The 23,910-nt window shown below is 70.0% G+C and carries 18 protein-coding genes; 12 read left to right on the top strand and 6 right to left on the bottom strand.

The window, feature by feature from the left end:
• The first annotated feature begins 98 nt into the window (after positions 1-98).
• The 4 genes from ABZ717_RS13410 (at position 99) to ABZ717_RS13395 (ending at position 4,636) form a co-directional block, all read left to right on the top strand.
• Positions 99-560: a GNAT family N-acetyltransferase gene (locus tag ABZ717_RS13410; protein ID WP_358509064.1), complete on the top strand. Its 462-nt coding sequence runs from the start codon at positions 99-101 to the stop codon at positions 558-560.
• Positions 561-929: 369 nt separating this feature from the next.
• Positions 930-1,652, top strand: a complete 723-nt coding sequence (locus ABZ717_RS13405; protein WP_358509062.1) for a DUF4352 domain-containing protein — start codon at positions 930-932, stop codon at positions 1,650-1,652.
• A 355-nt stretch (positions 1,653-2,007) separates the two neighbouring features.
• Positions 2,008-4,143 carry a fibronectin type III domain-containing protein gene (locus ABZ717_RS13400; RefSeq protein ID WP_358509060.1) on the top strand — a complete coding sequence of 712 codons (2,136 nt, stop codon included), beginning with the start codon at positions 2,008-2,010 and terminating at the stop codon, positions 4,141-4,143.
• Between the two features lie 37 nt (positions 4,144-4,180).
• Complete coding sequence (locus ABZ717_RS13395) at positions 4,181-4,636, top strand: hypothetical protein (RefSeq protein ID WP_358509058.1); 456 nt, start codon at positions 4,181-4,183, stop codon at positions 4,634-4,636.
• A 51-nt stretch (positions 4,637-4,687) separates the two neighbouring features.
• On the opposite strand, the gene eccCa is transcribed toward ABZ717_RS13395, so the two are convergent.
• Positions 4,688-8,575, bottom strand: a complete 3,888-nt coding sequence (eccCa, locus tag ABZ717_RS13390; protein ID WP_358509147.1) for a type VII secretion protein EccCa — start codon at positions 8,573-8,575, stop codon at positions 4,688-4,690.
• 358 nt (positions 8,576-8,933) lie between these two features.
• Between eccCa and eccD the strand changes: the two genes are divergently transcribed.
• Entirely contained in the window at positions 8,934-10,280 is a 1,347-nt protein-coding gene (gene eccD / locus ABZ717_RS13385; protein WP_358509056.1) for a type VII secretion integral membrane protein EccD, read from the top strand.
• A 61-nt stretch (positions 10,281-10,341) separates the two neighbouring features.
• Here the strand turns inward: eccD and ABZ717_RS13380 are convergent, their stop codons facing one another.
• Positions 10,342-13,071 carry a hypothetical protein gene (locus tag ABZ717_RS13380; protein ID WP_358509054.1) on the bottom strand — a complete coding sequence of 910 codons (2,730 nt, stop codon included), beginning with the start codon at positions 13,069-13,071 and terminating at the stop codon, positions 10,342-10,344.
• Between the two features lie 66 nt (positions 13,072-13,137).
• Positions 13,138-13,566 carry a hypothetical protein gene (locus tag ABZ717_RS13375; RefSeq protein WP_358509052.1) on the bottom strand — a complete coding sequence of 143 codons (429 nt, stop codon included), beginning with the start codon at positions 13,564-13,566 and terminating at the stop codon, positions 13,138-13,140.
• Positions 13,567-13,959: 393 nt separating this feature from the next.
• On the opposite strand from ABZ717_RS13375, the gene ABZ717_RS13370 reads away from it, so the two are divergent.
• The 7 genes from ABZ717_RS13370 (at position 13,960) to ABZ717_RS13340 (ending at position 21,027) form a co-directional block, all read left to right on the top strand.
• Positions 13,960-14,292: a hypothetical protein gene (locus ABZ717_RS13370; protein ID WP_358509050.1), complete on the top strand. Its 333-nt coding sequence runs from the start codon at positions 13,960-13,962 to the stop codon at positions 14,290-14,292.
• Positions 14,293-14,359: 67 nt separating this feature from the next.
• Positions 14,360-14,656, top strand: a complete 297-nt coding sequence (locus ABZ717_RS13365; protein WP_358509048.1) for a hypothetical protein — start codon at positions 14,360-14,362, stop codon at positions 14,654-14,656.
• Positions 14,657-14,679: 23 nt separating this feature from the next.
• On the top strand, positions 14,680-15,060 hold the full coding sequence (locus ABZ717_RS13360) for an ABC transporter permease (RefSeq protein WP_358509046.1): 381 nt from the start codon (positions 14,680-14,682) through the stop codon (positions 15,058-15,060).
• A gap of 30 nt (positions 15,061-15,090) precedes the next feature.
• On the top strand, positions 15,091-16,095 hold the full coding sequence (locus ABZ717_RS13355; RefSeq protein WP_358509044.1) for a MoxR family ATPase: 1,005 nt from the start codon (positions 15,091-15,093) through the stop codon (positions 16,093-16,095).
• Positions 16,095-17,225, top strand: coding sequence for a DUF58 domain-containing protein (locus ABZ717_RS13350; protein ID WP_358509042.1), 1,131 nt, complete (start codon positions 16,095-16,097; stop codon positions 17,223-17,225). Before ABZ717_RS13355 ends, ABZ717_RS13350 begins: the two co-directional genes overlap by 1 nt.
• On the top strand, positions 17,213-19,492 hold the full coding sequence (locus tag ABZ717_RS13345; protein ID WP_358509041.1) for a transglutaminase domain-containing protein: 2,280 nt from the start codon (positions 17,213-17,215) through the stop codon (positions 19,490-19,492). The genes ABZ717_RS13350 and ABZ717_RS13345 overlap by 13 nt, the downstream gene beginning before the upstream one ends.
• Entirely contained in the window at positions 19,489-21,027 is a 1,539-nt protein-coding gene (locus ABZ717_RS13340) for a protein kinase (RefSeq protein WP_358509039.1), read from the top strand. The genes ABZ717_RS13345 and ABZ717_RS13340 overlap by 4 nt, the downstream gene beginning before the upstream one ends.
• A gap of 87 nt (positions 21,028-21,114) precedes the next feature.
• On the opposite strand, the gene ABZ717_RS13335 is transcribed toward ABZ717_RS13340, so the two are convergent.
• From ABZ717_RS13335 to ABZ717_RS13325, 3 genes are all read right to left on the bottom strand, one after another.
• Entirely contained in the window at positions 21,115-21,747 is a 633-nt protein-coding gene (locus ABZ717_RS13335) for an MBL fold metallo-hydrolase (protein ID WP_358509037.1), read from the bottom strand.
• Positions 21,744-22,829, bottom strand: a complete 1,086-nt coding sequence (locus ABZ717_RS13330) for an S-(hydroxymethyl)mycothiol dehydrogenase (protein ID WP_358509035.1) — start codon at positions 22,827-22,829, stop codon at positions 21,744-21,746. Before ABZ717_RS13330 ends, ABZ717_RS13335 begins: the two co-directional genes overlap by 4 nt.
• A gap of 110 nt (positions 22,830-22,939) precedes the next feature.
• Positions 22,940-23,761, bottom strand: a complete 822-nt coding sequence (locus ABZ717_RS13325; RefSeq protein ID WP_358509033.1) for an alpha/beta hydrolase — start codon at positions 23,759-23,761, stop codon at positions 22,940-22,942.
• Positions 23,762-23,910 lie beyond the last annotated feature (149 nt).

Genomic DNA, 23,910 nt, shown 5'->3' with positions numbered 1-23,910 from the left:
AAGAGGTGCGCCCCGAGACCACCCGGTCCCGGGGCGCACCCGTGTCCGGGCGTGAAAAACGGGTGGGAACCGTGGAAGCGGACCTCTACGGTGTTCGGATGCGCACCCCCTCTCTCCACGCCGTGGAGATCACCCCCGACAACGTCGTCACCGCCATCAAGGTGAAGGTCCGTGAGGACCAGAACACCTTCGTCGCCCCCGTCGTCACCTCCTTGGCCGAGGCCTACGCCTCCCGCGAGACCGTGTGGACCCGCCTGATCCTGGACGGCGACCGCCCCGTCGCCTTCGTCATGGCCGACTTCGTCTCCGATGAGGACGACCCCGATTTCCGCTGTGGCCTGTGGCGGCTCAACGTCGCCGAGGGGGAGCAGGGCAAGGGCTACGGGCGCTTCGCCGTGCGGTCCTTCCTCGCGGAGGCGCGCGGTCGTGGAAACGAGCGGGTCACCGTGATGTGGGTGCCGGGGGAAGGTGGCCCGGCGGAGTTCTATCGCAAACTCGGCTTCCGCGAGACCGGCCGGGTCTTCGACGGTGAAGTCGTCGCGGAGCTGTTCCTGGACTGACCCACCGCCCCCGACAAGCCGAGCCGTCCCGGGATCACCGAAAATTCGGCCTTGATCATGAACGTCGCGTCGAAGCCAAGGAAGGGTATCGCGTGCCACCTCCACCATCTAGAGCGCGTGAAAACCCGGAATGGGAGGGGGTGTGTGAGGCCGGTTCAGGGAGAAATCCCTGGTTTCTTCGGGTAACCCTATCCGGAGGTTGCCTCGGCTAATTGAATTTTCCGGGGAATTGGGAATTCCCGGCCGCATTCCAAGTGAACATTTTTGAGGAATTTGTGCTACTTACCCGGGCGTAACACTCAATCTTGTGAGTGAGGTTGAACCCGCCCGACCTGGGTTTGGTTCCTTCTCTCCCGGAGGTGGAGCGCCATGGGTGGCATGCAGCACGGCCAAGATCCGGAACAGCCCGAGCCGTATGGGCCCGGCCCGAACCAGGGCTACGTACCCCCGCACGGAGCGGCCCCGCCCCAGGGATACACGCCGCCCCAGGGGTTCCCTCCACCACAGGGTTACGGGCCTCCGCAGGGTTACGGGCCACCGCCGATGGCGCCGGTCGCGAAGAAGAAGCGGCGCAAGTGGCCCTGGATCCTGCTCGGGATCTTCCTCTTCTGCGTGCTGGTGTACGCCTGCACCGCGGGAGGTGGCGGGGAGGATACCGAGAGCACCGCAGGCGGAGGAGGAACGGCCCCGGAGGAAGAGTCCGTCGAAACGGTCGGTGTCGGAGAACCCGGGGAGGTCGGCAGCTGGCTCGTCACCGTGAACGGAACCGAGACGGCAGGCGCCGTCGGCGACGGTTACTCCCAGGAACAGGCTCAGGGCGAGTTCGTCATCGTCGACGTGACCGTGGAGAACAGCGGTACGGAAGCCACCTACTTCGACGAGACCGCGCTGTCCTTGATCGATGCCGACGGTAACGAGCACTCCGCCGGATACGTCCCCGGTGAGGAAGACTTCTTCCTCGAACAGATCAACCCGGGTAACGAGTCCTCCGGACGTGCGGTCTTCGACGTTCCCGAGGGAACCGAACCGGTCACCCTGCAGGTCGAGGACACGCTCTCCTTCGAGGACCCGCTGGAGATTCGGCTGGGCTGAGTGAAGAACGCAGGAGCCCCGCACACGGATGAACCGGTGCGGGGCTCCGGGCATGATCGGGCGCCAGGGCCTCGGCACTGAGGGCGGTGGAGTCACCGTGACCGGTGTTGACCAGGATCTCTTCTTGTAGAGGCGGTGAACGCTCCCGGATGGCGGCCACGATGGTCGGGAAACCCGAGGGGGACCGACCTGTCATCCCCGGCGGTGTCGCGGGGGATTCGCGTTGACGTCTTCCGGGGCGTCTGGTTTTGTACAGATGCCCGTATCGCCCCCCGATGCGGTCGATTCCACCTCCCTTGCCGCCTGGAGGGCGGAAGGCGTTCGGCGTGGACAGTCGAAGGAGAGCGTGGAGATCGTGAGCCATCAGTCGGCGCGTGCTGGATTCGGGCGATCGAAACGGTTACTCGGCACACTCGCCAGGCGTACCCGGGCGGGCTCCTCCGGGCTGGTGTTGACGATCATGGCCACGGCCCTGGTCGGTACCGCCTTCGGGGTCGGTGCCCTCGGCCAGGAGGACGACGTCTCCGACGGCGCCGCCTGGTTGTGGAACTCGTCCGTCGGTGAGGCCATCCGCGTCAACGGCAACAACGCCGAGATCGACCTGGTGGCGTCCCTGCCCGAATCCGAGGGCGGCCGGGTCGAGGTCGAGCAGAACGACGACTACCTGTTGCTCACCGATCCCGAGACGGGTCGGGTCACCTCGGTCGACCTCGATGACCTGGGCTTCTCCGGGAGACTGGACCTCGGAGGAGGGGACTTCGCCGTCATCTTGGGAAAATCGGCGGCGGTGGTGGTCGATCGCGCGGCCGGGGAGGTCAGAGCGGTCGACCCGGCCACGCTCCAGGCCACCGGCGCCTCCCTCACCCTGGAGGGCCCCCTGGTGGGAGGGGGCTTCGACGACTCCGACACCCTGTGGTTGGGTGTGCCCGCCCAGGGCAACGCGGTCGGTATCCAGGTCACCGAGGGCGAGGCCGCCATCACACAGACCGTGGCCGTCTCCTCACCCGGATCCGACATCGGGGTCACGGTGTTCGACGACGGGGCCATGGTGCTCGACCGCGGTGGTGACCGGGCGGTCGCCATGCGAGAGGGCGACGAACCGGTCATGGTCACCATGCCCGTGACGCTGGAGGGCTCACAGATGCCCGCTCGCACCCATGGGGACATGGCCGCGGTGACCAAGACCGAGGACGGGGAGATCGTCACCCTCCTGCACCCCTACGGCGCCGCGCAGACCTCGAAGTTCCCTCTGGGCCATCCCGGGGGCGGCCTCGGCGTTCCCTTCGAGGGGCGTGTGTACGTGCCCTACGACGACGAGGGCGTCGTGCGGTCCTACACGCCCAACGGTCGTGAACTCGACACGGTCACCCTGCCCGACGCCGAGGGACCCCTCGAACTGGAGGCCCGGGAGGGCAGCCTGTTCGTCAGCGCCCCCGACACCGGTGCGGCCGCGGTCATCGACCCCTCCGGACAGGCCACCCTGGTCGACCTCGCTGAGCCCCCGCCCGGGCCGGGCGAACTGCGAGGAGAGAGCCCCACGTCCTCCGACGCCCCCGGGACGGGACGACCGGAGAACCTGCCCGAGGCGGGCGGCGATCCGGGGCAGGACGGCGGTGGCTCCAACGCGGCGGGAGGGGCCGGGGAACCGACGGAGGAGACCGGTGGCCCGCCCGGTGCCCCGACCCCGGTGACCGCCGAGGCCGGGAACGGTGATGTGCGACTGAGCTGGACCGAGGCCTACTCACCGGACGCCCCCGTCACCTCCTACGAGATCACTTGGGACGGTGGGGAGACCACGGTGGCCGGCGACGAGCTGGACACCGAGGTGAGCGGACTGGAGAACGGGACCGTCTACCGGTTCCGGGTCCGTGCGGTCAACGAACACGGCACCGGACCGGCCGCGCAGTCGTCCCAGGTCACCCCGGACTCCGAGGCCCCGGGAGCGCCCGGGGAGGTCTCGGTGGAGGTGATCGACGCGCGGACCGCCACCGTCTCCTGGGGTGCGGCCGACGACGCCACCGACTACCTGGTGTCCACCACCGAGACCGGAGGGGGATCGGCCCCCGCCGACCGCACCGGAGCGCAGACCTCCCTGGACGTCACCGGGTTGACGGAGGGCGGTACCTACACCTTCACCGTGACCTCACGGGGGACGGGCGGGGTGACCGGGGAGTCGGTCACCAGCGACCCGGTCACCATGCCCGAGGCCGAGGTGGGCGATCCCGGCGAGGTGTCCCACGGCGTCTCGGGTACCGACGTGACCGTCACCTGGGCGGCGGCGGAGAACGCCGAGGGGTACCGGATCACCCCCATGGGGGACGCGGTCGACTTCGCCACGGAGACGACGGTGGAACAGACCACCTCCCAGACCTTCACCCGAACCGTGGGAGCCCACCGGTGCTTCTCCTTCACCGTCACCGCGCTGGGCCCCGGTGACACCGAGGGGGGTTCGGTGCGCAGCGCGTCGAGCTGCCTCGCCCCCTTCGAGTGACCACCGAATCCAGCCCCTCCAGGAGGGAACCGAACCGATGACAACGCAGAGGAAATGGCGCCGCCGGGCACTGTGGTCGGCCGCCTGCGCCCTGGGAGTGGGCGGCCTGCTCCTGAGCGGGGCGACCGCCGTGCAGAGCGCCGACCCCGCGGACCTGTGCAGCGACGCCCACCCCGAGGTGGGCCAGGTGCCCAGGTACACCCAGGTCGCCGATGGCTGGCCCGATGGCGTTCCGGGAGATCCAGGGGGACAGGTGCACCTCTTCTACGAGAGCACCGGTGGGTACAACTGCGCGGTGGTGGTCTCCAACGGCGGTCCCGCCCGCATGGACATCGGTATCCGCGCCGATGGCGTGGCCCCGCAGACCTCCGTCGTCGAGAGCGGCACGGTCGCGGGACCGGTCCTGGTCCATGCCCCCGGTGTGTGCGTCCAGGTCACCGCCGCGGTGGGGGAGCGGTCGACACTGTTCCCGAGCGGCAACTGCAACGAGTGAGGTAGGACCCGTGAGCCAAGGGGTGGGCCCGGCACCGGGCCCACCCGGCGCCTAGTCGGTCGGGTCGCTCCACGCCACCTGTACCTGTTCGGCCGGGACGCCCCTGCGGGCCGACAGGGCGCGCCCCTGCGGCAGGCGACGGGACGCCACACCGTTGGCGAGCCGACCCTCCATCCGATCCCCGGAGAACAACAGCCCCGGCGTGGCCATGTCCACGATCGTCTGTGTGACAGGGTCGAACATCGACCGTGAGGCACCACCGGTACGTCGCGCGGTGATCAGGTGCAGCCCCAGGTCGGCGCCCTGTGTGAGGAACTCCGCCAGCGGCTCCATCGGGTTGTTCCGGCCGGCCACCAGGTCCAGGTCGTCGACGAACACGAACACCTCCAGTCCCTCCCACCAACTGCGCTCCCGCAGTTGCCGGGGGGTGATCTCCGGTCCGGGCAGCCGTTGACAGATCATCCCGGCCAGCTCTTTGGCCATCCCCTGGGTGTGCTGCGGGCTGGTGCTGTAGGCGAGCAGGTACTCCTCCGGGATCAGACCCAGGTGGGCCCGCCGATAGTCGACCATGACGATGCCGACCTCCCCGGCCGGGCGTCGCATCACCTGACGCACCAGGGAGCGGATCAGGGTGCTCTTGCCGGTCTGCGGATCGCCGTAGACCACCAGGTGCGGATCCTCCTCCGGCCGGTACAGGGCGGGGGCCAGGTCGCTCTCGCCCAACCCCAGGATCAGCTCGGGCCCCTGGTGGCGGGGGAGGAGTTCGTCCAGGGTGACCTGGGTCGGTAGCACCCGGACCCGGGGCACCGGAGCGTGGGGCCAGCGGTCCGCCAGCACCCGCACCGCCTCGCGCACGGCCTCGCCCAGGTCGGCGTCCTCACCGACCCCGTCCAAACGGGGCAGGGCGACCTGAACGAACGACTCGTCCGAACGCAGACCCCTGCCGGGGACGTCCTTGGGCATCCGCTCGGCGACCTTGCGTCCCGCCTGGGAGTCGTAGGGGTCGGTCAGGCGCAGTTCGAACCTGCCGCCGAAGAGGGACTGCGTCTTGGACCTGACCTGGTTGCCGGCCGAAGCGGTCAGCACCGTGTGCACGCCCAGGGCGGGGCCGCGCGAGACGATGTCGTTGAGGACGTCGTCCACGTCCTGCAGGGCCTCGCGAACCCCGGCCCAGCCGTCGATGAGCAAGAACACGTCGCCGTGGATCCCCTCGGGCACCCGGCCGTCGACCCGGGCCTGACGCAGGTCGGCGGGGGAGTCCAACCGGGCGCGTCGGAACACGCGCTCGCGCTGGTCGAGAAGGAGGCGTACGTCGGCCAGGACCCGTTGGACCCGTTCCAGGTCCGAACGCCCGGCCACACCCGCCACGTGCGGTAGATCGTCGAACGGCGTCAACGAGCCGCCACCGAAGTCGATCGCGTAGACCGCGACCCGTCCGGGGGGATAACGCCAGGCCAGCGTGGTGATGAGGGTGCGCAGCAGGGTCGACTTGCCGGACTGGGGGCCGCCCATCACCACGACGTTGCTCTCACCACCGGTGAAGTCGAGGTCGGCCGCGCTCTGCGCCTGTTCCCGGGGCAGGTCCGCCAGGCCGATGATCGCCCGCACTTCCGCCGGGTCGGGTTCCACGGGGGAGCCGTCGGGCCCGGTCAGGTCCTCACCCAGCCGCTCCAACAACTCGTCCATGGTCATACGTGCGGGTAGTGGCGGCAGCCAGACCGGCCGCACGGGATCGGCGCCCGAGGCCACCAGGCGGTCCACCGTCACCTGCAGGGTGGTGGGGACCTCGTCCCGCGGGTCCTCCTCGTCCAGGCCCTCCTCCCGTGTCGGTTCGGCGGCCCGGGTCAGCGCCGCCAACCCGTTGAAGGAGATCACCGGCAGCACCCGGGGAACCTCCTCCTCGTGGTCCCGACCCGGCGGCACGTACGGCTGGGAGACCATGGCGGCCTTGAACCGCTCGAAGACGGTCGTGTCCACCTTCAGGTATCCGGACCCCGGCTCGGGTGGCAGGTGGTAGGCGTCGCCGACCCCGATGGCCTCGCGGCTCTCGGCCTCGGAGAAGGTGCGCAGACCGATCCGGTAGGACAGGTGCGACTCCAGGCCCCTGATCTTGCCCGAGTCCAGCCGTTGGGTGGCCAGCAACAGGTGCACGCCGATGGAACGACCGATCCGGCCGATGGCCACGAACAGTTCGGCGAAGTCCGGGTGCGCGGTGAGCAACTCGGAGAACTCGTCGATGATCACCATCAGGTGGGGGAGGGGTTCCAACTCGGGGCGTCTGCTCCGCGCGGTCTCGTAGGCGTGCAGGTTGGGCAGATTCCCCGCGTCCTTGAGCGCCTGCTGTCGTCGGTTGAGTTCACCGAACATCGCCTCACGGAAACGCTCCACCAGGGAGTCGTCGTCGGCGAGGTTGGTGATGAGCCCGGCGCTGTGCGGCAGACGGTCGGTGTCGGCGAAGGTCGCGCCGCCCTTGAAGTCCACCAGGAGCAACGCCAACCGGTCGGGGGCGTGGTTGATCACCAGCGAGGCCACCAGGGTGCGCAGCATCTCCGACTTGCCCGAACCCGTGGCACCCACCACCAACCCGTGCGGGCCCATCCCGCCCATGGCCGACTCCTTCAGGTCGAGCAGGACGGCGTTCCCCTCCGGGCCCACCCCGACGGGCACCCGCAGGAAGTCACCGGTACCGCGCGGGGCCCAGGTCCGCGTCGTGTCCAGCCGGGCCACGTCGGGCACCCCGAGGATCTCCGGCAGACCGATCGTGCTGTGCATGGCGTCGCCGCCGTCGGTGGCCGCCAACCGCAGGGGTGAGAGGGTTCGGGCCAAGGTGGTGAGCAGCTCCGGGTCGGCCTGGTCCGCCCGGCCCGACAACGGGGGATGCTCCTCCACTGGCGCGGCCTGACCGGGGGAGCGCCCCGGGCCCGCGCGATCCTCGCGGAGTGAGCCGTCGGCGCCCACGTACAGGCGGGTGTCGACGTGTTCGGGTTCCTCCTTGCGATCGGTCACCAGGAACACCAGGTGGATGCCGATGTCCGCCAGGGACCGCACCGGTGGTTCGGCGGCCAGACCCGACAAGGTGGCCTGGAACTCGCCGTCGACGATCAGGACCAGCCGCTGCGTTCCCGGTCCGGGTGGGGCTCCGCGTCGACGCTGCATGTCGACGGTGCGTCGTTCGATCTCCGCCGACAGCAGTTCGGTCATCTCCACGGTGTTGCCCGCGACCAGACGCGCGGGCAGCGGGCCGTCCCGGACCCCGTCGAAGTCGTTGTGCGGCAGCCACTTCACCGAGTCCCACTCGGTGATGAGCCGCTGGTGGCGCACCAGGCCCAGGCGTACGTCCTCCGGGGCGGAGAAGGTGGCCACCTGGGCGACCAGGGCCCTCGCCACGTTCCGGGTCATCGCCCGCTCTCCCACGATGGACACGACCCCGCACTCGCGCAGGGGCAAGACCAGGGGTTGCTCCGACACGTTCGCGTACAGGTCGACCAGTTGCTCGGCGATGCCCTGACACACGGGGTCGTAGACGACCAACGGATTGGCCCTGTCGACGCTCAGGCTCAGTCCTCGGGTCAGTGGTCGTACGCCCTCGCCGATGCGAACGTGTAGGAAGTCGGGGTCGCCCACCCGCCGCTCCCAACGCCGGGAGGGCAACCGTGCGGCCTCGAAGAGCAGGTGCGGGGCCGGGTGCCGGAACAGGCCCGCGGCCCGCTGTAGACCGGCGACCTCGCGCACCGTCTCCCTCAGGTGGTCGAGATAGTCCAGATACCGTTCGCGCTGCTCGCGGATACGCCGACGGGGGCCGTTGCGTTGGGACACGAACATGACGATGCCCACGGCGACACTGGCCAGCATGACCAGCGCGCCGATCACCGCGAAGAGTGGCCGGTTGCCCAGGGTGATGGTCATCAGCAGCGAACCCGAGCCGGTGATGATCGGCATCATGATCATCGCCGAGGAGCTCGTCGCGGGAGGGCTCTCCGGCAACTGCGGTGGTGTGGCGATCACCAGCGGTGAGGTTCCGGGGTCGGGAACCGCGTGGCGCGCCGGCCGATGGACCAACGTTGTCGACAAGGGGGGCCTTTCCGCTCGTGTGCGCCGGACGCACCGGAACACATCGATTGCTAACGTGATACTTCCGCTTCGCCCGACGACGGACAACTCCGCCCGTGCGGACCTGTGGAGAACCGGTCGCGATCTTGTGGGATCCCATCCAACGGCCTCCGGTTCCGCGGAATCGGGCGTTCCTCACCCCTTGAATCACCTACCCCCTGAACACCTGCGGAACGGAGTGCGTGTCGTGAGCGGATACTGCAGGGTCACGGTCACCGGGCCGGATAAATGGGCGGATCTCGCCCTTCCCGGAACCGTTTCCGTCGCGACCCTGATGCCCCAGGTCGTGCGGGTGTGCTCACCCGACCCCGAGGGGCTGCAGGCCGCGGCGTGGAGCCTGGCCCGTGTCGACGGCACCCCCTTGGCCTCCGGAGGTTCCCTGCGCGACGCCGGGGTCCTCGACGGTGACGTCCTCCTCCTGCGCAAGGAGGCCGCTCCGGAACGGCCGACCTTCGTCGACGACGTACGCGGCGCCGTCGAGGACCGGGTGGACGAGACCGCGTGGTTGTGGCGACCCTCCACCACCCTCGGGTTCGGACTGGCCCTGGCCACCCTCGGACCCCTGCTGCTCGCCGTGGTGATGGCCATGGTCCGCACGGCACCGGTCGATCTCGCGGTGGCACCGATGGGACTCCTGATCTCCCTGGGAGCGCTGTGGGTGGCCGAGCGCCGTTCCCTGCCCGGAACCGCGCACGCGCTCCAGGTCGCCGCCTGCGGCTGGGGCGCCCTGACCGCCTCCCTGGCGGTGTCGGCCATGGGTTCGGCGCCACCCGCCCCCGTGGCCCTGGGCCTGTTCGCCTGTGTCGGGGCGCTCACCCCCGCCGCCGTGGGTTGGGCACTGGACAACGCGATGCTGCCCTACCTGGCGGGGCTGAGCGTGGTCACCGGGGCCGCGGGCGGGCTCGTGGCCGTGGGCCTGTTCGTGGACGGTCCCATGGCGCTACGGCTGCTCGCGGTCCTGCTGGTGCTGGGTATCGGGGTCCTGCCGCGAGCCGCCCTGGCCCTGGGCGGGCTGTCCGGACTGGACTACGAGGTGCGTCAGGTGGGCCGGACCGACACCGAACGGTTCGAGACGAGTCTGGCCGCCGGCGACCGGTTGTTGCTGGGTTCCCTGCTGGGGTTGGTGGTGGCCACGGTCGCCGCCGTCGTGCTGTTGGCGTTCACCGGGTCGGGTGCGCGCGACTGGCTGCTGGCGGTCCTGGTGTCGACGGTCCTGCTGTCGCGTTCCCGGCTCTTCGACCGGGTCGCCCACGTGCTCGCGGTCCGCCTGGGCGGGGTGCTCGGCCTGGTCGTGACGGCCGCGGTCGCCTCGACCGGTTCTGGAGGGGTGTCGGCCCTGCTCCCCGCGCTGGGTCTCCTCGCGGGCGCCGCCGTCGGAGCCCTGAGCATGGTGCGCCTGACCGACGTGCCCCGCGCCTCCGTCCGGCGCCTGTTCAACGGTGTGGAGGTCGTCGCCGTCATCGCCCTGTGCGTGGCCGCCGTGTGGGCGCTGGGCGTGTACGAGGCCGTGACCTCGATCCGCCTGCCCTTCTGACACGAGGAACCGCCCGCTCCCACACGGGGATCGGGCGGTGTGCTTTGCGAAGAGGCGTCGACTACCGACTCGTGTTCTCCTTGTAGTCCTCCTTGTCGATGTCGGCACTGAGTTTTTCGATCACCTCGTAGTAGCCGGTGTGGTAGGCCTGCGAGTACTGAGCGGCTACCTCGTGGGCCTCACGACTCGTCTTGTCCGGGTAGGTGATAGTCGCTTCCTCGCTCTTGAGTAGACGGTCGAGCGCGGTATCGGGGCTGATCTTGGTCTTGTCGTCCCGTGCCCCGGTCCGGTCGTCCGTGCTGAACTCGTAGTAGTCCACGACCTTCCCGTCATCGGTGAGGAGTTGGGGGCTGACGGCCTCCACCTGTCGGGTGTCGATCCGGCCATCGCGGACCATGGCGTCGAGCAGATCCAGCTTGGTCTTGTAGTCGTGGTTCATCTGCGAATAGGTCCGGCCGTAGTCGTTCGCTCCGAAAGCGTGGGTGGAGTCGTCTCCGATTCCGGCGTCCACGGCTGTCAGATAGTTGTCGCTCTTGACCGATTGGTCGACCCGGTCGTTCAACTCGAATACCGACGTGGTGATACCGGAGATCGCCGCTCCACCTCCTGCGGGGGACAGGAGGTTGGCTCCGCCGAAGGCAAGGCCGCTCACCATGGCGATTTTGCGTTTCTTGTCCACCGCGGCCTGGGCCTCCGCGTTGTCCATGTCGATGCTGCGGTCGAGGGTGTCGCCGCGCACGGCGGCGTCCAGGAGGGCGCGGAACGTGGAGTTGCGGTAGGCGATGTCCTTCTGTTCGTCCTCACCCAGGAGCTGGTTCGTGCTGTTCAGATCGAGCAGCTCCGCGGTTTGATACAGCTTCCGCACCGTGGCGTCGTCGGCCGCCGCGAACTGGAGGAACCGCTGGCGCTCCTCGTACCCGAGTTTCATTTTGTCGCCGCCCTCGGGTTCGTTCTTGTTCCCGGGGATGCTGAAATCTTCCAGGTAGGCCAGTGCGATGTCGGCGAAGGTGTTGGACAGCTTTGGGTTCACTCGACTGAAAACCGCGTCCGGATACTCAACGTCGACCTTTTTACCGTCGACCTCGACCGTCTCCTTGACCGTGATCCCGGTGTTGGTCAGTGAGTCGAACACGTCCTTGTCGCTCACCGTCGTTCGGATCAACCCTTCGGCCGCTTCACGAGCCATTCGGCGCTGGGAACCGGACTCCGATTCGGAGGCGCGCGGAATCCAGTCGGTGAGCCCGGCGGCGGCCTCGCCGTCGTCCGCCCAGTCGAAGGCGTACAACCCCACGAGCGCGTCGGTGGTGTTCTTGAAGTCGGGCATGTACTCGGAGGAGTAGCGCGCATCCTCCACGTGGCCGGCCGGATGCTCGGCGTTCCCGGTGAGGATGCTGTGGTTGGCCTCCACGTTCCGGGTGCTCACGTCCAAGAGGGAGGAAAGCGCTTCGTTGCGCTCCCGGGTGATCGCGAGGTCGGTGTTGTCGAGGTGGTGCCCCAGGCTCAGGGTGACGTTGGTAGAGAACTCCAGACCACCCCGCAACCCCGAGTCCGCGTTCTTGAGCAGGAGACTGAAGTCCTCGGCGTCGGCGAGCCAGTTGTGCGAACGCACGCCCTCGGCCCGTCCTTCCGACATCCCGTTCGCCCTCCAGTCGTTGAAGGGGAGACCGTGGGCGAAGTCCTGGACACCATCGGGCAGGCGGTACTGGCCACCACCGACCTTCTCGTCGGAGAGGATGAGCAGACCGTTGGCGACCCCGGTCGCGAAGGCGTCCCGTTCCGAGGAGCTCCATCCCGGACCGGAACTTCCTTCCAACCAGGGCATCATGTGCACGATGCCGGTCGGGGACATCTCATCGAGTTCTTCGTAGAAGGTTTCGAGGAAGTCGAGCTCCTCCTCGCCCAGGGTCGGCCGGTGCATCGTGGCCTGGTAGGGCTGCCCCAGGGTGGACCGACCGGCCTCTTGGAGTTTCTTCGCCTTCGCCGACACGGCGCCGAGCGCCGCGATGATCTCGTGGAAGCGCGCGTCCGGCTCCTTGTCCCCGTCCAGGTAGGACTTCATCTCCCGGGCCATTTCCTTGGCCTCCTTCGAGGAGACCGGGAGTGGTACGTCCCGCTCCGCGCCCAGGATGTTGTACGCGCCCCAGCCCAGCACCCCGGCCTCCACGAGGACCTTCAGGTTGCTCGGTTCGGGGCCCTCCTTGAGCAGGGTGGCCCGTTCCGCCGCGGTCTCCTCCAAACCGTCCTTGAGCTTTCGCCCCTTGGCCATGTACTCGCGGTGCACCTCGTAGTAGGCGAGCTGGCGCGGACTGGGCACGTGGGGCCCGTACGTCGGTGGGCTCTGGAGCGGACCCGTTCCCCGGTACATCGGGTTCCCCTCGTTGGCGAGCCCCGCCATGACGATCGCGGTCGAGTACCGATCGATCAGCTTCTTGCGCTCACGCCTGAACTCCTCGACGTCCTCGCGCCACCTGTCGGCGATCGACGCGGCGTAGGTGAGGGCGAGGCAGGCCTTGCGCCACTCCTTCTCGTTGAAGGCCCCCGCGGAGCTGATGTCGCCGTCGATCAGATCGCTGAACTCCTTGGCGGACCTGGTGATGGCCGCGCGCCCCGTTCCCGCGTCGCCCATGACCCGTCCGGTCAGTTTCCAGGCGTCGTCGCACCTCTCCTTGAGGGAGTCCGTCCGCACCTTGGTGTCCGGCGGATCGAACTCGGGGATCCTCTCGGCGGGTGGGGTCAGGGGCGAGGGGGCGGAGGGGAGTAGGGGAACCGAGGGTTCCGGGGTCGAGGTCATGCTCGGTGCCTTCCATGACACGGAGAGGTGGGCGTGGGGTGGTCGAGGGGGCGGGAACACCCGGACCTAGCGGTTCACGTCGAGCCGGAGGTGGGTGGGCGCGACGGGACCGACCGGGCCGTCGGACGCCGGGGCGGCGATGCCCGGGGGCGCCTGGTTCGGGGAGGTGAGCCGCGGGTTCAGGTACGGGATGGCGGCGCGTTGCTCCCCCTCGGCCTCTCCATCGGTCCGTTCGATGAGTCCGGCGGCGGAGACGATGTTCCTGGAGATGGTGATCCCGTTGCTCTCGACCTTCTCCACCGGGCCCTTGTGGTCGGCGAAGTAGGTGGCGAAGGCGCCGTTGATCTTCGCCTCGACCGACTCCTCGTCCAGGGCGTCCATCGCGGTCTCGAAGGCCTTGGAGACCCCGGCCAGGAGTTCGTGCGTCCGCTCGCTGTCGCGCCCGCCAGAGGCCCCCTCACCGGTGTTGCCCGCGATCATCGACGCTTCGCCCATGGCCGACCCTCCTCATTTCCGCTTCGCTGGATGTACCGGTACGGCCAGGGGACCCGGGAGCACGAGGGGCCGGCTGGTGCCACGGGGCACGAGCCCTATGAGACTAGGGAATTCCTCCGACACCTTCCAGTGGGTTCCTCCCGGGCGGTGGTGATGGCGGTCACGCCTTGGGGGATAACCCACGGTCATCCGGATGCCCTGGGGCGCAGGGCATCGGACGGTGCTCGGCGCGATTCCAATCGCGTTGACAGAGGGCTCGAAGGTTCACTACCTTCCCTTTTCGAGTGGTTTCACAACCGAACCGGGCGACCTCCCGGAACTCCACGGAGTGGGAACGCCCCTGAACCGGCGATGAACGCAGTTCAGGGGGGTCGGTGAGGAAAGGACCGGTAGATGAGTCAGAGGATCGGAACAGAGGAGACCACCTCCCTTTCCCGAGGTGGGTCGCGTCTCGACGAGGAGAGCCAGGGGCTCAGGGAACGCCTGCAGTCGTTGCTGGGCGCGCTGGAACAGGACGGGCAGGCGCTCCAGGGCGGTGCTCTCAGGGCCTACCGGGAAGGCCAGAGCGAACTGGTGACCGGGTTCAACTCCCTGCTCGCCTGGTGCGACAAGTACGGCGTCAACCTCAACCTCGGTCAGGAACGCGTCAACTCGACCGACCTCGACAGCGAGGAAGACTTCGCCCGGGCTCAGAACGAGCTCTCCTTCATGAAGCCGATCAACTGAGCGGGCCCCTCGCGCCCGGCTCTTCGCAGCGGCCGGGCCTCAGCGCACCAGAGAGCGAGACCACCACATGAGCCTGAACCGATACGAGGTCGGTGGCGACATCGACCAGCTCACCGAGCTGAACATCGACCAACGCCAGTACCTGGGCTACTTCCGGTCGATCATGCAGGAGATCGACGGGCAGGCCAAGGACCTCGTCACCAAGTGGGAGGGCGGCGACGAGAAGTTCCAGGCCCGCGCCGCCGAGTTCAACAACGCCTTCGACATGACCAACCGCGGCTTCTCGAAGATGGTCGACGCGGTGGACGGCGCCGTGGACGGTTACCAGACCACCAAGCGCTACCTCGACGACCTGTTCGACTGACCGCGGCACGGTCCCGGACACACATGTCCCACCCACCCAAGGCGACGGCGGCGGAACCGGGGGCACCGGTTCCGCCGCCCCCCGCACGGCTCCCCGAGGCCTTCCAGAGCACGCCCGACAGCGAGCGCTACGTCCTCCAGGCCGACGCCCTGCGCCGTCGACAGTTGCGCGCGGCCATACTGTACGGGTCCAGCCGCTACTGGCGCACCCGACAACGCGTGTGGCCCTCGGTGATCGTCGGTCTGATCCTGGCCGCCCTGGTCGCCGCGGCACTCGTGGTGTTCGGCGCCTTCCAGACCCAACGCGACCTCAACGAGGAACGCCGTCAGGACCAGACCCAGAACCCCCTGACCCCCCTGACCCCACAGGAGAGGGATGCCCAGGGAACCGATCAGAACCCCTGATCGTCCACCCACGAACATCGAAAGACATCAGTGAACCTCCAAGGTCCCGCCGAGCCCCTCTCCGCGGACGAAGCGGCTCTCGAAGCGGACGCGTTCGACTCCATGGTCTCCTCCGTGGGGACCGCCCTGCTCGGCAAGACCGAGGTGGTCCGGCTCGCCCTGGTCGCGCTGCTCTGTGAGGGGCACATCCTGCTGGAGGACGTCCCCGGCACCGGCAAGACCACCCTGGCTCGGGCCCTGGCCGCCGGGGTCGAGGGCCGGTGGCGTCGGATCCAGTTCACCCCGGACCTGCTGCCCTCCGACGTGACCGGCGTCACCGTCTTCAACCAGGCCACCCGGGAGTTCGAGTTCCATCAGGGACCGATCTTCGCCAACGTCGTCGTGGCGGACGAGATCAACCGGGCCTCACCCAAGACGCAGTCCGCGCTGTTGGAGGTCATGGAGGAGGGCGCGGTCACGGTCGACGGGCACCGACACCGCGTGGACGCGCCCTTCCTGGTGGTCGCCACCCAGAACCCGGTGGAGATGTCGGGCACCTACCGGTTGCCGGAGGCCCAGCTGGACCGCTTCCTGATGAGACTCACCGTCGGATACGCGGACCCCGCCGCCGAACTCGCCATCATCCGCGGCGACCGTCTCGTCGCACCGGAGTCCCTGACCGCGCACACCGACGCCGAGAGGATCGCCCGCTCGCGCGCCGCCGCCCGCAGGGCCCATGTGGACGACACGGTCTACGAGTACGTCCTGCGTCTGGCGCACGCCACGCGCGGACACGACGCCTTGAGCGTGGGGCTGTCAACCCGGGCCACGGTCGCCATGGCCGACACGATGCGCATGCTCGCCCTCACCAGCGGTCGTCCCTACGTCACCCCGGAGGACGTCCAGACCCTGGCCCGCCCCGTCTGGGCGCATCGCCTGGTGCTCTCACCCGAGGCCTCGGTCGGCGGTCGCACCGGCGTCGACGTGCTCAACGAGATCCTCGACGCGACCCCGGCCCCACAGCCGGGCGGACCGGGGGCGACGGCGAACCGCTGATGCCGACCACAAGGGGGTGGTCGGTGGCGGCCGTGGGGGCGCTGCTACTGACCTTGGGCATCCTCTCCCAGTACCAGGAACTCGCCCTGCTCGGCGGGCTCGCCCTCATCACCGTGGTCGCGGCCGCACTGACCGTGGGCCGTGTGGCCGACGTGACGGTGCGCCGATCCCTGCCGACCGGAACCCGTACCATCCCCGGCCGGTCGGTGCGGGTAAGGATGGAGGCCCGCAACATCGGACGTCGATCCGTGCGGATCGCCGAACGGGTCCTGGGTCCCGACGGTGAACACGACGTCCCCCTGGCGCCCCTGTCCGGGGGCGGCACCGGTGGTTCGGACTACTGGGTCCAACCCCTCCGCCGCGGAATGATCGAACTCGGTCCGTTGTGGGCGGGACGTTCCGACCCCTTGGGCCTTGCCGCGAGCGGCCGATCCCAGGGCGCCGTGGACCGAGTGTGGGTGCATCCTCCGTGGCGGTACCTGCGGGCCATCCCGGTCGGCGACGTGGCCGACCCCGACGGTGAGGTCGACGGGGCCCGGTCCGGGACCCTCACCTTCCACACCCTGCGCGACTACGCACCCGGAGACGACCTGCGCCACGTCCACTGGCGCAGCTCGGCACGCCTGGACCGGCTCGTGGTCCGCGAATACGTCGACACCTCCCAGGCCCGACTGTGCCTTCTCGTCGACGACCGCCCCGCACCGGACGGCGTCGACCGAATGGACGAGGTCGCCGGAGCCGCGGCCTCCCTCCTGGCCACCGGGGTGCGCGCCGCCCTGCACTGCGAACTCCGGTTGGTCGGCGGGCGCGGCAGGGACAGCGGCGGTGGTCTGCCGCCCCTGCTCGACCTGTTGGCCGAGGCCGCACCCGACCCCGACGCGAACCTGGCCGACGCCCTCCACCTGGCCCGAACCCACGGCGAGGGCGACACCGCCATCCTGGTCAGTGGCCACCTGGACGCGGCCGACCTCGGCCTCTTCGCGCAGCTCGGGGACCGCTACCCCGGGTTGTACGCGGTGGCCCTGGGCGGGCGTGAACGCCCGGCCGCGCCGGCCTCCGTCACACTCATCACCGCCGGCGACGCCGTGTCGTTCGCCGACCGTTGGAACGAGGCACCATGGCCACGGTGACGACCCCCGCCCCCACCGCACCGGTGCGACGGTCGTGGTTCCCCTCGTCCTCGCCACGAACCCCGCTCGCCCACGTCGGACCGATCCTCGCCACGACCGCGGGCGGTGTCGCCCTGGCGCCCTCCTACGCCTCCCCTTGGCAGGTCGGCGCGATCCTGGTCGCCTGCGCGATCGTCTCCGTCGTGCTCACCCTGGTCCTGCGTTCCCGGTTCAGCGCGCTTCGGACGGTGCTCCTGGGCGTGCCGGTGCCCCTGCTCGCCGTGCCGGTGTGCGCGGTGTGGATTCCGGGTGAGGGGGAGGGGGCGTTTCGGGGCGCGGGTGAAGCGCTCCTGCACTCGGGGGCGCGCATCCTCACCAGCACCGCGCCCACACCGCTCAGCGTCGACACCCTCACCCTGCCGCTGCTGGCCACCTGGCTGACCGGTGCCGCCACCGCCCTGGCCTGGCGCGCCGGACGCCGAGGGATCGTCCTGATGCCGGGCCTGCTGCTCCTCGTCGGCGCCGTGATCATCAACGGGCCCGTGGCCCCACCGGGCTTCCCCGCGATCGCTCTGACCGGGGTGGCCGCGGTCCTGGTCATGTCCCTGCGTTCGGGACCCGGGACGGCCGGCCCCACGGGATCGGCCGCGCTGAGCATCCAGGTGGACGCGCGTCCCTCGGTCCCGTCAAGGCTTCGCCGGGCCGTGGTCGTCGGATCCATCTGCGTCCTCACCGCCACCATCGCGGTGGTCGGCGGGCCCCGCCTGCTCGCCGGGTGGGAGACCGAACCCGGCGACCCGCGCACCGTCCTCACCCCGCCCATGGACTCCTCGCGGGCCCTCAACCCCCTGGGATACCTGGCGGGTTGGGCCACAGAACCCGACGAGTACCTGCTCACCGTCGAGTCGGACCGGCCGGTGGAGCTGCGCTGGGTCGCCCTCGCCGACTTCACCGGGACCACCTGGTTGCCCGAGTCCGGGTACCGCAAGGCCGACAGCGTCCTTCCCGCGCCGGTGCCGCCTCCGCCCGGGGCCACCCCCGTCTCCGGGCACGTGCGGGTGGGAAAGGATCTGCCCGGTGCCTGGGCCCCGGTCATCGGAGTCCCCCGACGGGTCGGACTCGACGACCCCGGATACGACGCCCGTACGGGCACCGTCGCCACCATGGACGGACCCATCGCCGAGCAGGACTACGAGGTCGTCGGGGAGGTCGCGGACTGGGAATCGACGGACCTGACCCGGGCCTCCCCGCCCGCCGGTGACATCTACGACGTCTACCGGGAACTTCCACCGGGCGCCCCCGCCATCCTCAACGACGTGGTCGCCTCGGTGGCGGCCGAAGGCTCCTACTACCAACGCGCCACCGCCCTGGCCCGCTACCTGCGCGAGTCCCACTCCTTCGACCCCCACACCCCGGGTGGCCACAGCTACGCCCACATCGACGCACTCCTGGCCGCCCCCGGAGGGCAGGGCGGCGGGGGCACGTCGGAGCAGTTCTCCAGCGCCTTCGCCATGCTCGCCCGCGCCGCCGGACTGCCCAGCCGGGTCGCCGTCGGCTTCGCGCCCGGCACCGACCAGGGCGGCGGGGAGTACGAGGTCCGTACCGGTGACGCCGTGGCCTGGGGCGAGGTGTACTTCGACGGGGTCGGTTGGGTGCCCTTCGCCGTCACCCCCGGCGGGCAGGACGAACACGGCACCGAGGACACCGCGGAACAGGACGTCCAAGACTCCGAGGACACCGAGGCCGAGGACTACGAGGGTTCGGCCTCCGACGACCACGCCATCACCGCGCCGAGACGAGACGAACCCGACCGCCGCGGGTGGACCATCGGCCTGACCGTGAGCGGCTGCCTCCTCGCGCTGCTCCTGTCGATCCCACTCGGACGGATGGCGCGCGCCCGGCTCCGTCTGGCGTCCGGCCCACCGACCGCCCGCGTCCTGGGCGCCTGGCGCGAACTCCTCGACGGTCTGCGCCAGGCGTCGGTGCCGCTGTCGCCCGGAAGCACGGTCAGCGCGACCGTGGCCGCCGCCCGAGACCGGGTGCCCGTTTCGGCCCACGCCCCCGGGCTCGATCGGCTCGCCCAAGCCGTCAACAGCGTCGGTTTCGGCGTCGGACGGGACGTGGACGAGGCGGTCGCCCGTGGCGCCGCGACCACCGTGCGCACCCACCTGCGGAGCCTGCGGGCGACCCGTCCCCGCCTCAAGAGACTGACCTGGTGGTTCGACCCCCGGCCGCTGCTGTGGCGGGATCGGGGCCATGGGGCGCACACGCGGAGAGGACACCGATGAGCACGAGCGGATCCGACGACAGACTCGCCCCCGGGTACCACTCCCCACAGATCCTCTACCGCGGCGTGTCCTCCACCCTCTACCTGGCCGGACGCGATGGTGACGACATCACGGTGGTGCTCAAGGTCGTCCGTGACGAGCACGGCCGGGCCGAGGTCGAGCGGGCACGTGGGCTCTCGGACCTGCCGGGCATGATCCGGGTGACCGGGACCGGTGAGACCTCGTCCGGGCGCGCGTTCGCCGTGTTGGAGCACCACCCGGAGGGCGACTACGCCGCGGCCCTCGCCGACCGTGGTCCGCTGCCCCTGGCGGAGGTGCTGGCGGTGGCCCGTTCGGTCGCGGGCACCTTGCGGGCACTACACGAACGCGGCCTGCTCCACCACGGGGTGGAACCGGCCAACCTGCTGCGCACCCCGGGCGGGGCGACCCTCACCGACGCCGGAGGCGTCCTGCCCATCGGGGAACGACCCGAACCGGTGGCCCCCGATCCGATGACGATCGCCCACACCCCGCCGGAGATCCTGCGGGGAGAACCGGGCGGACCGGCCTCGGACGTCCATCGACTCGGGACCACGTTGTGGACGCTTCTGGCCGGACACCCGCCCTTCGCGCAGGGGCCCGACCCCGCCCTCGACCCCTTCGCCTACCGCGACAAGGTGTTGGCCTCCGATCCACCACGCCTGCCCCGTGCCGACCTGTCGGCCGGACTGCGCTCCGTCCTGGAACGCGCCGTGGCCCGGGAACCGGACGAACGGTATCCCGACGCGTCCGCGTTCGCCGAGGCCTTGGCGGCGCAGGACCACGATGACGAGGTGCCCGCCGACCCCGAGCCCGCCGGTTTCGATGAGTTCCTTCGGCAGAACCCCGACGTGGCCTGGGCCGCCCTCCCCGGCTGGAGTGGTGGAGCGAACCCGCCGGTCCCCGCGTCAGAGGAACGACGATCGGCCCCGGAGACACCCGAAGGCGGCGAAGAGCGCGCCGAGGCTCCGACACCACCGCGGCCCCCCGAACCACTCCGGTCGGGGTCACCGGGCACCCCATCGGTGGGACGCCCACTGGCCGTCATGATCACGGTCGCGGCGGTCGTGGTCCTCGCCCTCGGGCTGGGAGCCGTGGCCGTTCTGCGCCCCGACGCCGGCGACACGCTGGTCGAACGGGTGCGGGAGAGCCCGACCGAGACCCGGGCGACCCCCGAGAGCGGGGCACCACCGTCCGAGGCCCAAGACCCACCGGCGCCTGCGGCCGGCCGGGTCGAGGAGGCCCGCCCCACGGACGTCGAATTGGCGGACCAGGGCCACACGGTGGTGGTTTCGTGGACCGACAACACCGGTGTGGAGGCGCCCCATCAGGTCATCGGTGGTGTGGCCGGACAGGACCCGGGCAACGTCGCCGACGCCGAACCGGGGGCCGCCTCCGTCCGGGTCAACGCCCTGGAACCGGCCCAGGAGTACTGCTTCATCGTCATCGCGGTGCTCGGCGTCGACGAGATCGCCGTGTCGGACGAGGTCTGTACCGAGCGCTCGTCCGGAACCTGAGGGCAAGGGGACCGAACGCAAGGGGAGCACGGGAGCCCCGCGCCCGGATGGAACGGGTGCGGGGCTCCGGGGACGCCGGACCGGGACTCAGTTCCCCCGGTCGATCCACTCCTGCAGGTGCGGGGCCTCGGCGCCGATCGTGGTGGAGTCACCATGACCGGTGTTGACCACGGTCTCCTCCGGCAGGGACAGCAAACGGTCCCGGATGGAGGCCACGATGGTCGGGAAGTCCGAGTAGGACCGACCCGTCGCCCCCGGTCCGCCCTGGAACAGGGTGTCCCCGCTGAACAGCACGCCCGCCTCCGGCGCGTACAGGCACACCGCGCCCGGCGCGTGCCCCGGGGTGTGGACGACCCGCAGTTCGGTGCCGGCCACCTTCACCACCTGGCCATCGGACAGTTCCCCGTCCGGGGCGCGGTCGGGGTGGGTCATGTCCCACAACACCCGGTCGTCGGGGTGCAGCAGGATGGGCGCGTCCACCATGTCGGCCAGCGCGGGCGCGGCGTTGACGTGGTCGTTGTGGCCGTGCGTGCACACCACCGCCACCACCCGGCGTCCGTTCACCGCCCCGACGATGGCGTCGGCGTCGTGCGGGGCGTCGATGACCACGACCTCCTCGTCGTCACCGATCAACCAGACGTTGTTGTCCACCTCCCAGGAGCCGCCGTCCAGGGTGAAGACCCCGGACGTGGTCAGGTGTTCCACTCGCGCGTCACTCACAGTCGCACCACCGATCGCAGTACGTCGCCGCGCTCCATGCGGGCGAAGGCCTCTTCGATGTCACCGATACCGATCTCCTCGGTGACGAATCCGTCCAGGTCCAGTCTGCCCTGGGTGTAGAGGTCGATGAGCATCGGGAAGTCACGGGAGGGCAGACAGTCCCCGTACCAGGACGACTTGAGCGCCCCGCCGCGACCGAACACGTCCAACAGCGGCAGTTCCAGTCTCATCTCCGGGGTGGGCACCCCCACCAACACCACGGTGCCCGCCAGGTCACGGGCGTAGAACGCCTGCTCGTAGGTCTTGGGGTTGCCGACGGCGTCGATCACCACGTCCGCACCGAACCCGCCGGTGAGTTCCCGGATCGCCTCGACCGGGTCGGTCCGGGAGGCGTTGACGGTGTGGGTGGCGCCGAAGCCGCGCGCCCAGTCCAGCTTTCGGTCCTCCAGGTCCACGGCGATGATCCGGTTCGCCCCGGCCAGGCGGGCCCCGGCCACGGCGGCACTGCCCACCCCACCGCAGCCGATGACCGCCACCGAGTCGCCGCGGGTGACCCCGCCGGTGTTGACGGCCGCGCCGATCCCGGCCATGACCCCGCAGCCGAGCAGACCCGCCGCGGCCGCCGAAGCGGCCGGGTCGACCTTGGTGCACTGGCCCGCGGCCACCAGGGTCTTCTCCGCGAACGCGCCGATGCCCAACGCGGGGGAGAGCTCGGTACCGTCCTCCAGGGTCATCTTCTGCGTGGCGTTGTGGGTGTCGAAGCAGTACTGGTGGCGGCCCCGGGCGCACGCCCGACACTTCCCGCACACCGCCCGCCAGTTCAGGATCACGTAGTCGCCCGGTTCGAGGCCGGTGACGTCCTCGCCCACCGACTCCACCGTTCCGGCGGCCTCGTGGCCGAGCAGGAAGGGGAACTCGTCGTTGATTCCGCCCTCCCGGTAGTGCAGGTCGGTGTGGCAGACCCCACAGGCCTGGATCCGCACCACCGCTTCGCCCGGTCCGGGGTCCGGGACGACGATGGTGGTGAGTTCCACCGGCGCCCCCTTGGCGCGTGAGATGACACCTTGCACTCGTTGGGACATGTGAGCTCCTGTCGTCCGTGGTGGCCGGTTCGCGGCGCGTGGCGCGCCGCTCACCGCACACCATTGCACACCCGCCCCACCGGTATCCGGCTCCGGCGGACGTGGGTCGGTCACTCCCGGAGGAAGTCGAGCAGGGCGGCGGTGAGTCGGGCGGGAGCGTCCAATTGGACCAGGTGGCCGGCGCCGTCGATGGGGTGGGTGACCACGCCCGGGATCAGCCGTGCGAGTTCGCGGTCGCGCTCCGGTGGGATCCAGGTGTCCTGCTCACCCCAGGCCAGCAGCACCGGCAGGTCCAGTTCGGGGTAGGAGCCCTGGATCTCGTCGGTGTGCGCCTGGTCGGCCTGCTGGATCTGTCTGTAGAACGCGGGCTGGCCCTCGGCGCCCGTCCAGGGGTCCACCAGGGCTCGAAGCACGTCCGGTCGCAGCCCGACGGCGCTCGCCGAACTCACGTACTCGGTGACCAGGGCCCGGTGCAGGGCCGGCGGCAGCTGCTCGAACACCTCGGTGTTCTCGCCCACCAGGCGGAAGAACGGCGATCCCCATGGGGCCAGCGCCACCGGGGAGACCAGGGCCAGCCGGGAGTAGGAGGCGTGGTGCAACAGGTGGGCGCGCAGGGCCACCGCCCCGCCGAAGTCGTGCGCCACCACACGGGGCCGCTCCAGCCCCCAGTGGGCGAGCAGTTCGGTGAACACCCGTCCCTGCGCGGCCAGGGAGACCCGCTGGCCGGCGCGTTTCTCCGAGGCGCCGTACCCGGGCATGTCCCAGGTGTGGACCCGGTACCGGTCGGACAGGGCACCGGCGACCTCCCTCCACACGTAGGACGAGAACGGGGTGCCGTGCAGCAGCACCACGGGTTCTCCCGATCCGGTCGCCCGCCAACGCACCGTTCCCTCGGTGGACGCGAACTCCTCCATCGGTTCCGTCAACGCCATCCCCGGTTCCCCCTCCAAGTTCGTCGAGCGCTCCGAGACTAACGGCGCCCTCCGACGAAAACGAGGTGCCGGATTCGGGCACGAGGAAGGGGCGGCGCCTCTCCGGTGGCGCCGCCCCCTGTCAGTCGACGACGAGCGGGGAGTCGTCG

It is taken from the genome of Nocardiopsis sp. NPDC006832 (assembly GCF_040635885.1).
Classification (GTDB): domain Bacteria; phylum Actinomycetota; class Actinomycetes; order Streptosporangiales; family Streptosporangiaceae; genus Nocardiopsis.
This window is presented reverse-complemented; position numbering and strand designations above follow the sequence as displayed.

Excerpts from the sequence above, each read along its gene's own strand:
- ABZ717_RS13410 (WP_358509064.1), top strand. The coding sequence starts at position 99 with ATGCGCACCCCCTCTCTCCACGCCGTGGAGATCACCCCCGACAACGTC.
- ABZ717_RS13405 (WP_358509062.1), top strand. The coding sequence starts at position 930 with ATGGGTGGCATGCAGCACGGCCAAGATCCGGAACAGCCCGAGCCGTAT.
- ABZ717_RS13395 (WP_358509058.1), top strand. The coding sequence starts at position 4,181 with ATGACAACGCAGAGGAAATGGCGCCGCCGGGCACTGTGGTCGGCCGCC.
- eccCa (WP_358509147.1), bottom strand. The coding sequence starts at position 8,575 with ATGCCGATCATCACCGGCTCGGGTTCGCTGCTGATGACCATCACCCTG.
- ABZ717_RS13380 (WP_358509054.1), bottom strand. The coding sequence starts at position 13,071 with ATGACCTCGACCCCGGAACCCTCGGTTCCCCTACTCCCCTCCGCCCCC.
- ABZ717_RS13375 (WP_358509052.1), bottom strand. The coding sequence starts at position 13,566 with ATGGGCGAAGCGTCGATGATCGCGGGCAACACCGGTGAGGGGGCCTCT.
- ABZ717_RS13370 (WP_358509050.1), top strand. The coding sequence starts at position 13,960 with ATGAGTCAGAGGATCGGAACAGAGGAGACCACCTCCCTTTCCCGAGGT.
- ABZ717_RS13365 (WP_358509048.1), top strand. The coding sequence starts at position 14,360 with ATGAGCCTGAACCGATACGAGGTCGGTGGCGACATCGACCAGCTCACC.
- ABZ717_RS13360 (WP_358509046.1), top strand. The coding sequence starts at position 14,680 with ATGTCCCACCCACCCAAGGCGACGGCGGCGGAACCGGGGGCACCGGTT.
- ABZ717_RS13350 (WP_358509042.1), top strand. The coding sequence starts at position 16,095 with ATGCCGACCACAAGGGGGTGGTCGGTGGCGGCCGTGGGGGCGCTGCTA.
- ABZ717_RS13345 (WP_358509041.1), top strand. The coding sequence starts at position 17,213 with ATGGCCACGGTGACGACCCCCGCCCCCACCGCACCGGTGCGACGGTCG.
- ABZ717_RS13340 (WP_358509039.1), top strand. The coding sequence starts at position 19,489 with ATGAGCACGAGCGGATCCGACGACAGACTCGCCCCCGGGTACCACTCC.
- ABZ717_RS13330 (WP_358509035.1), bottom strand. The coding sequence starts at position 22,829 with ATGTCCCAACGAGTGCAAGGTGTCATCTCACGCGCCAAGGGGGCGCCG.
- ABZ717_RS13325 (WP_358509033.1), bottom strand. The coding sequence starts at position 23,761 with ATGGCGTTGACGGAACCGATGGAGGAGTTCGCGTCCACCGAGGGAACG.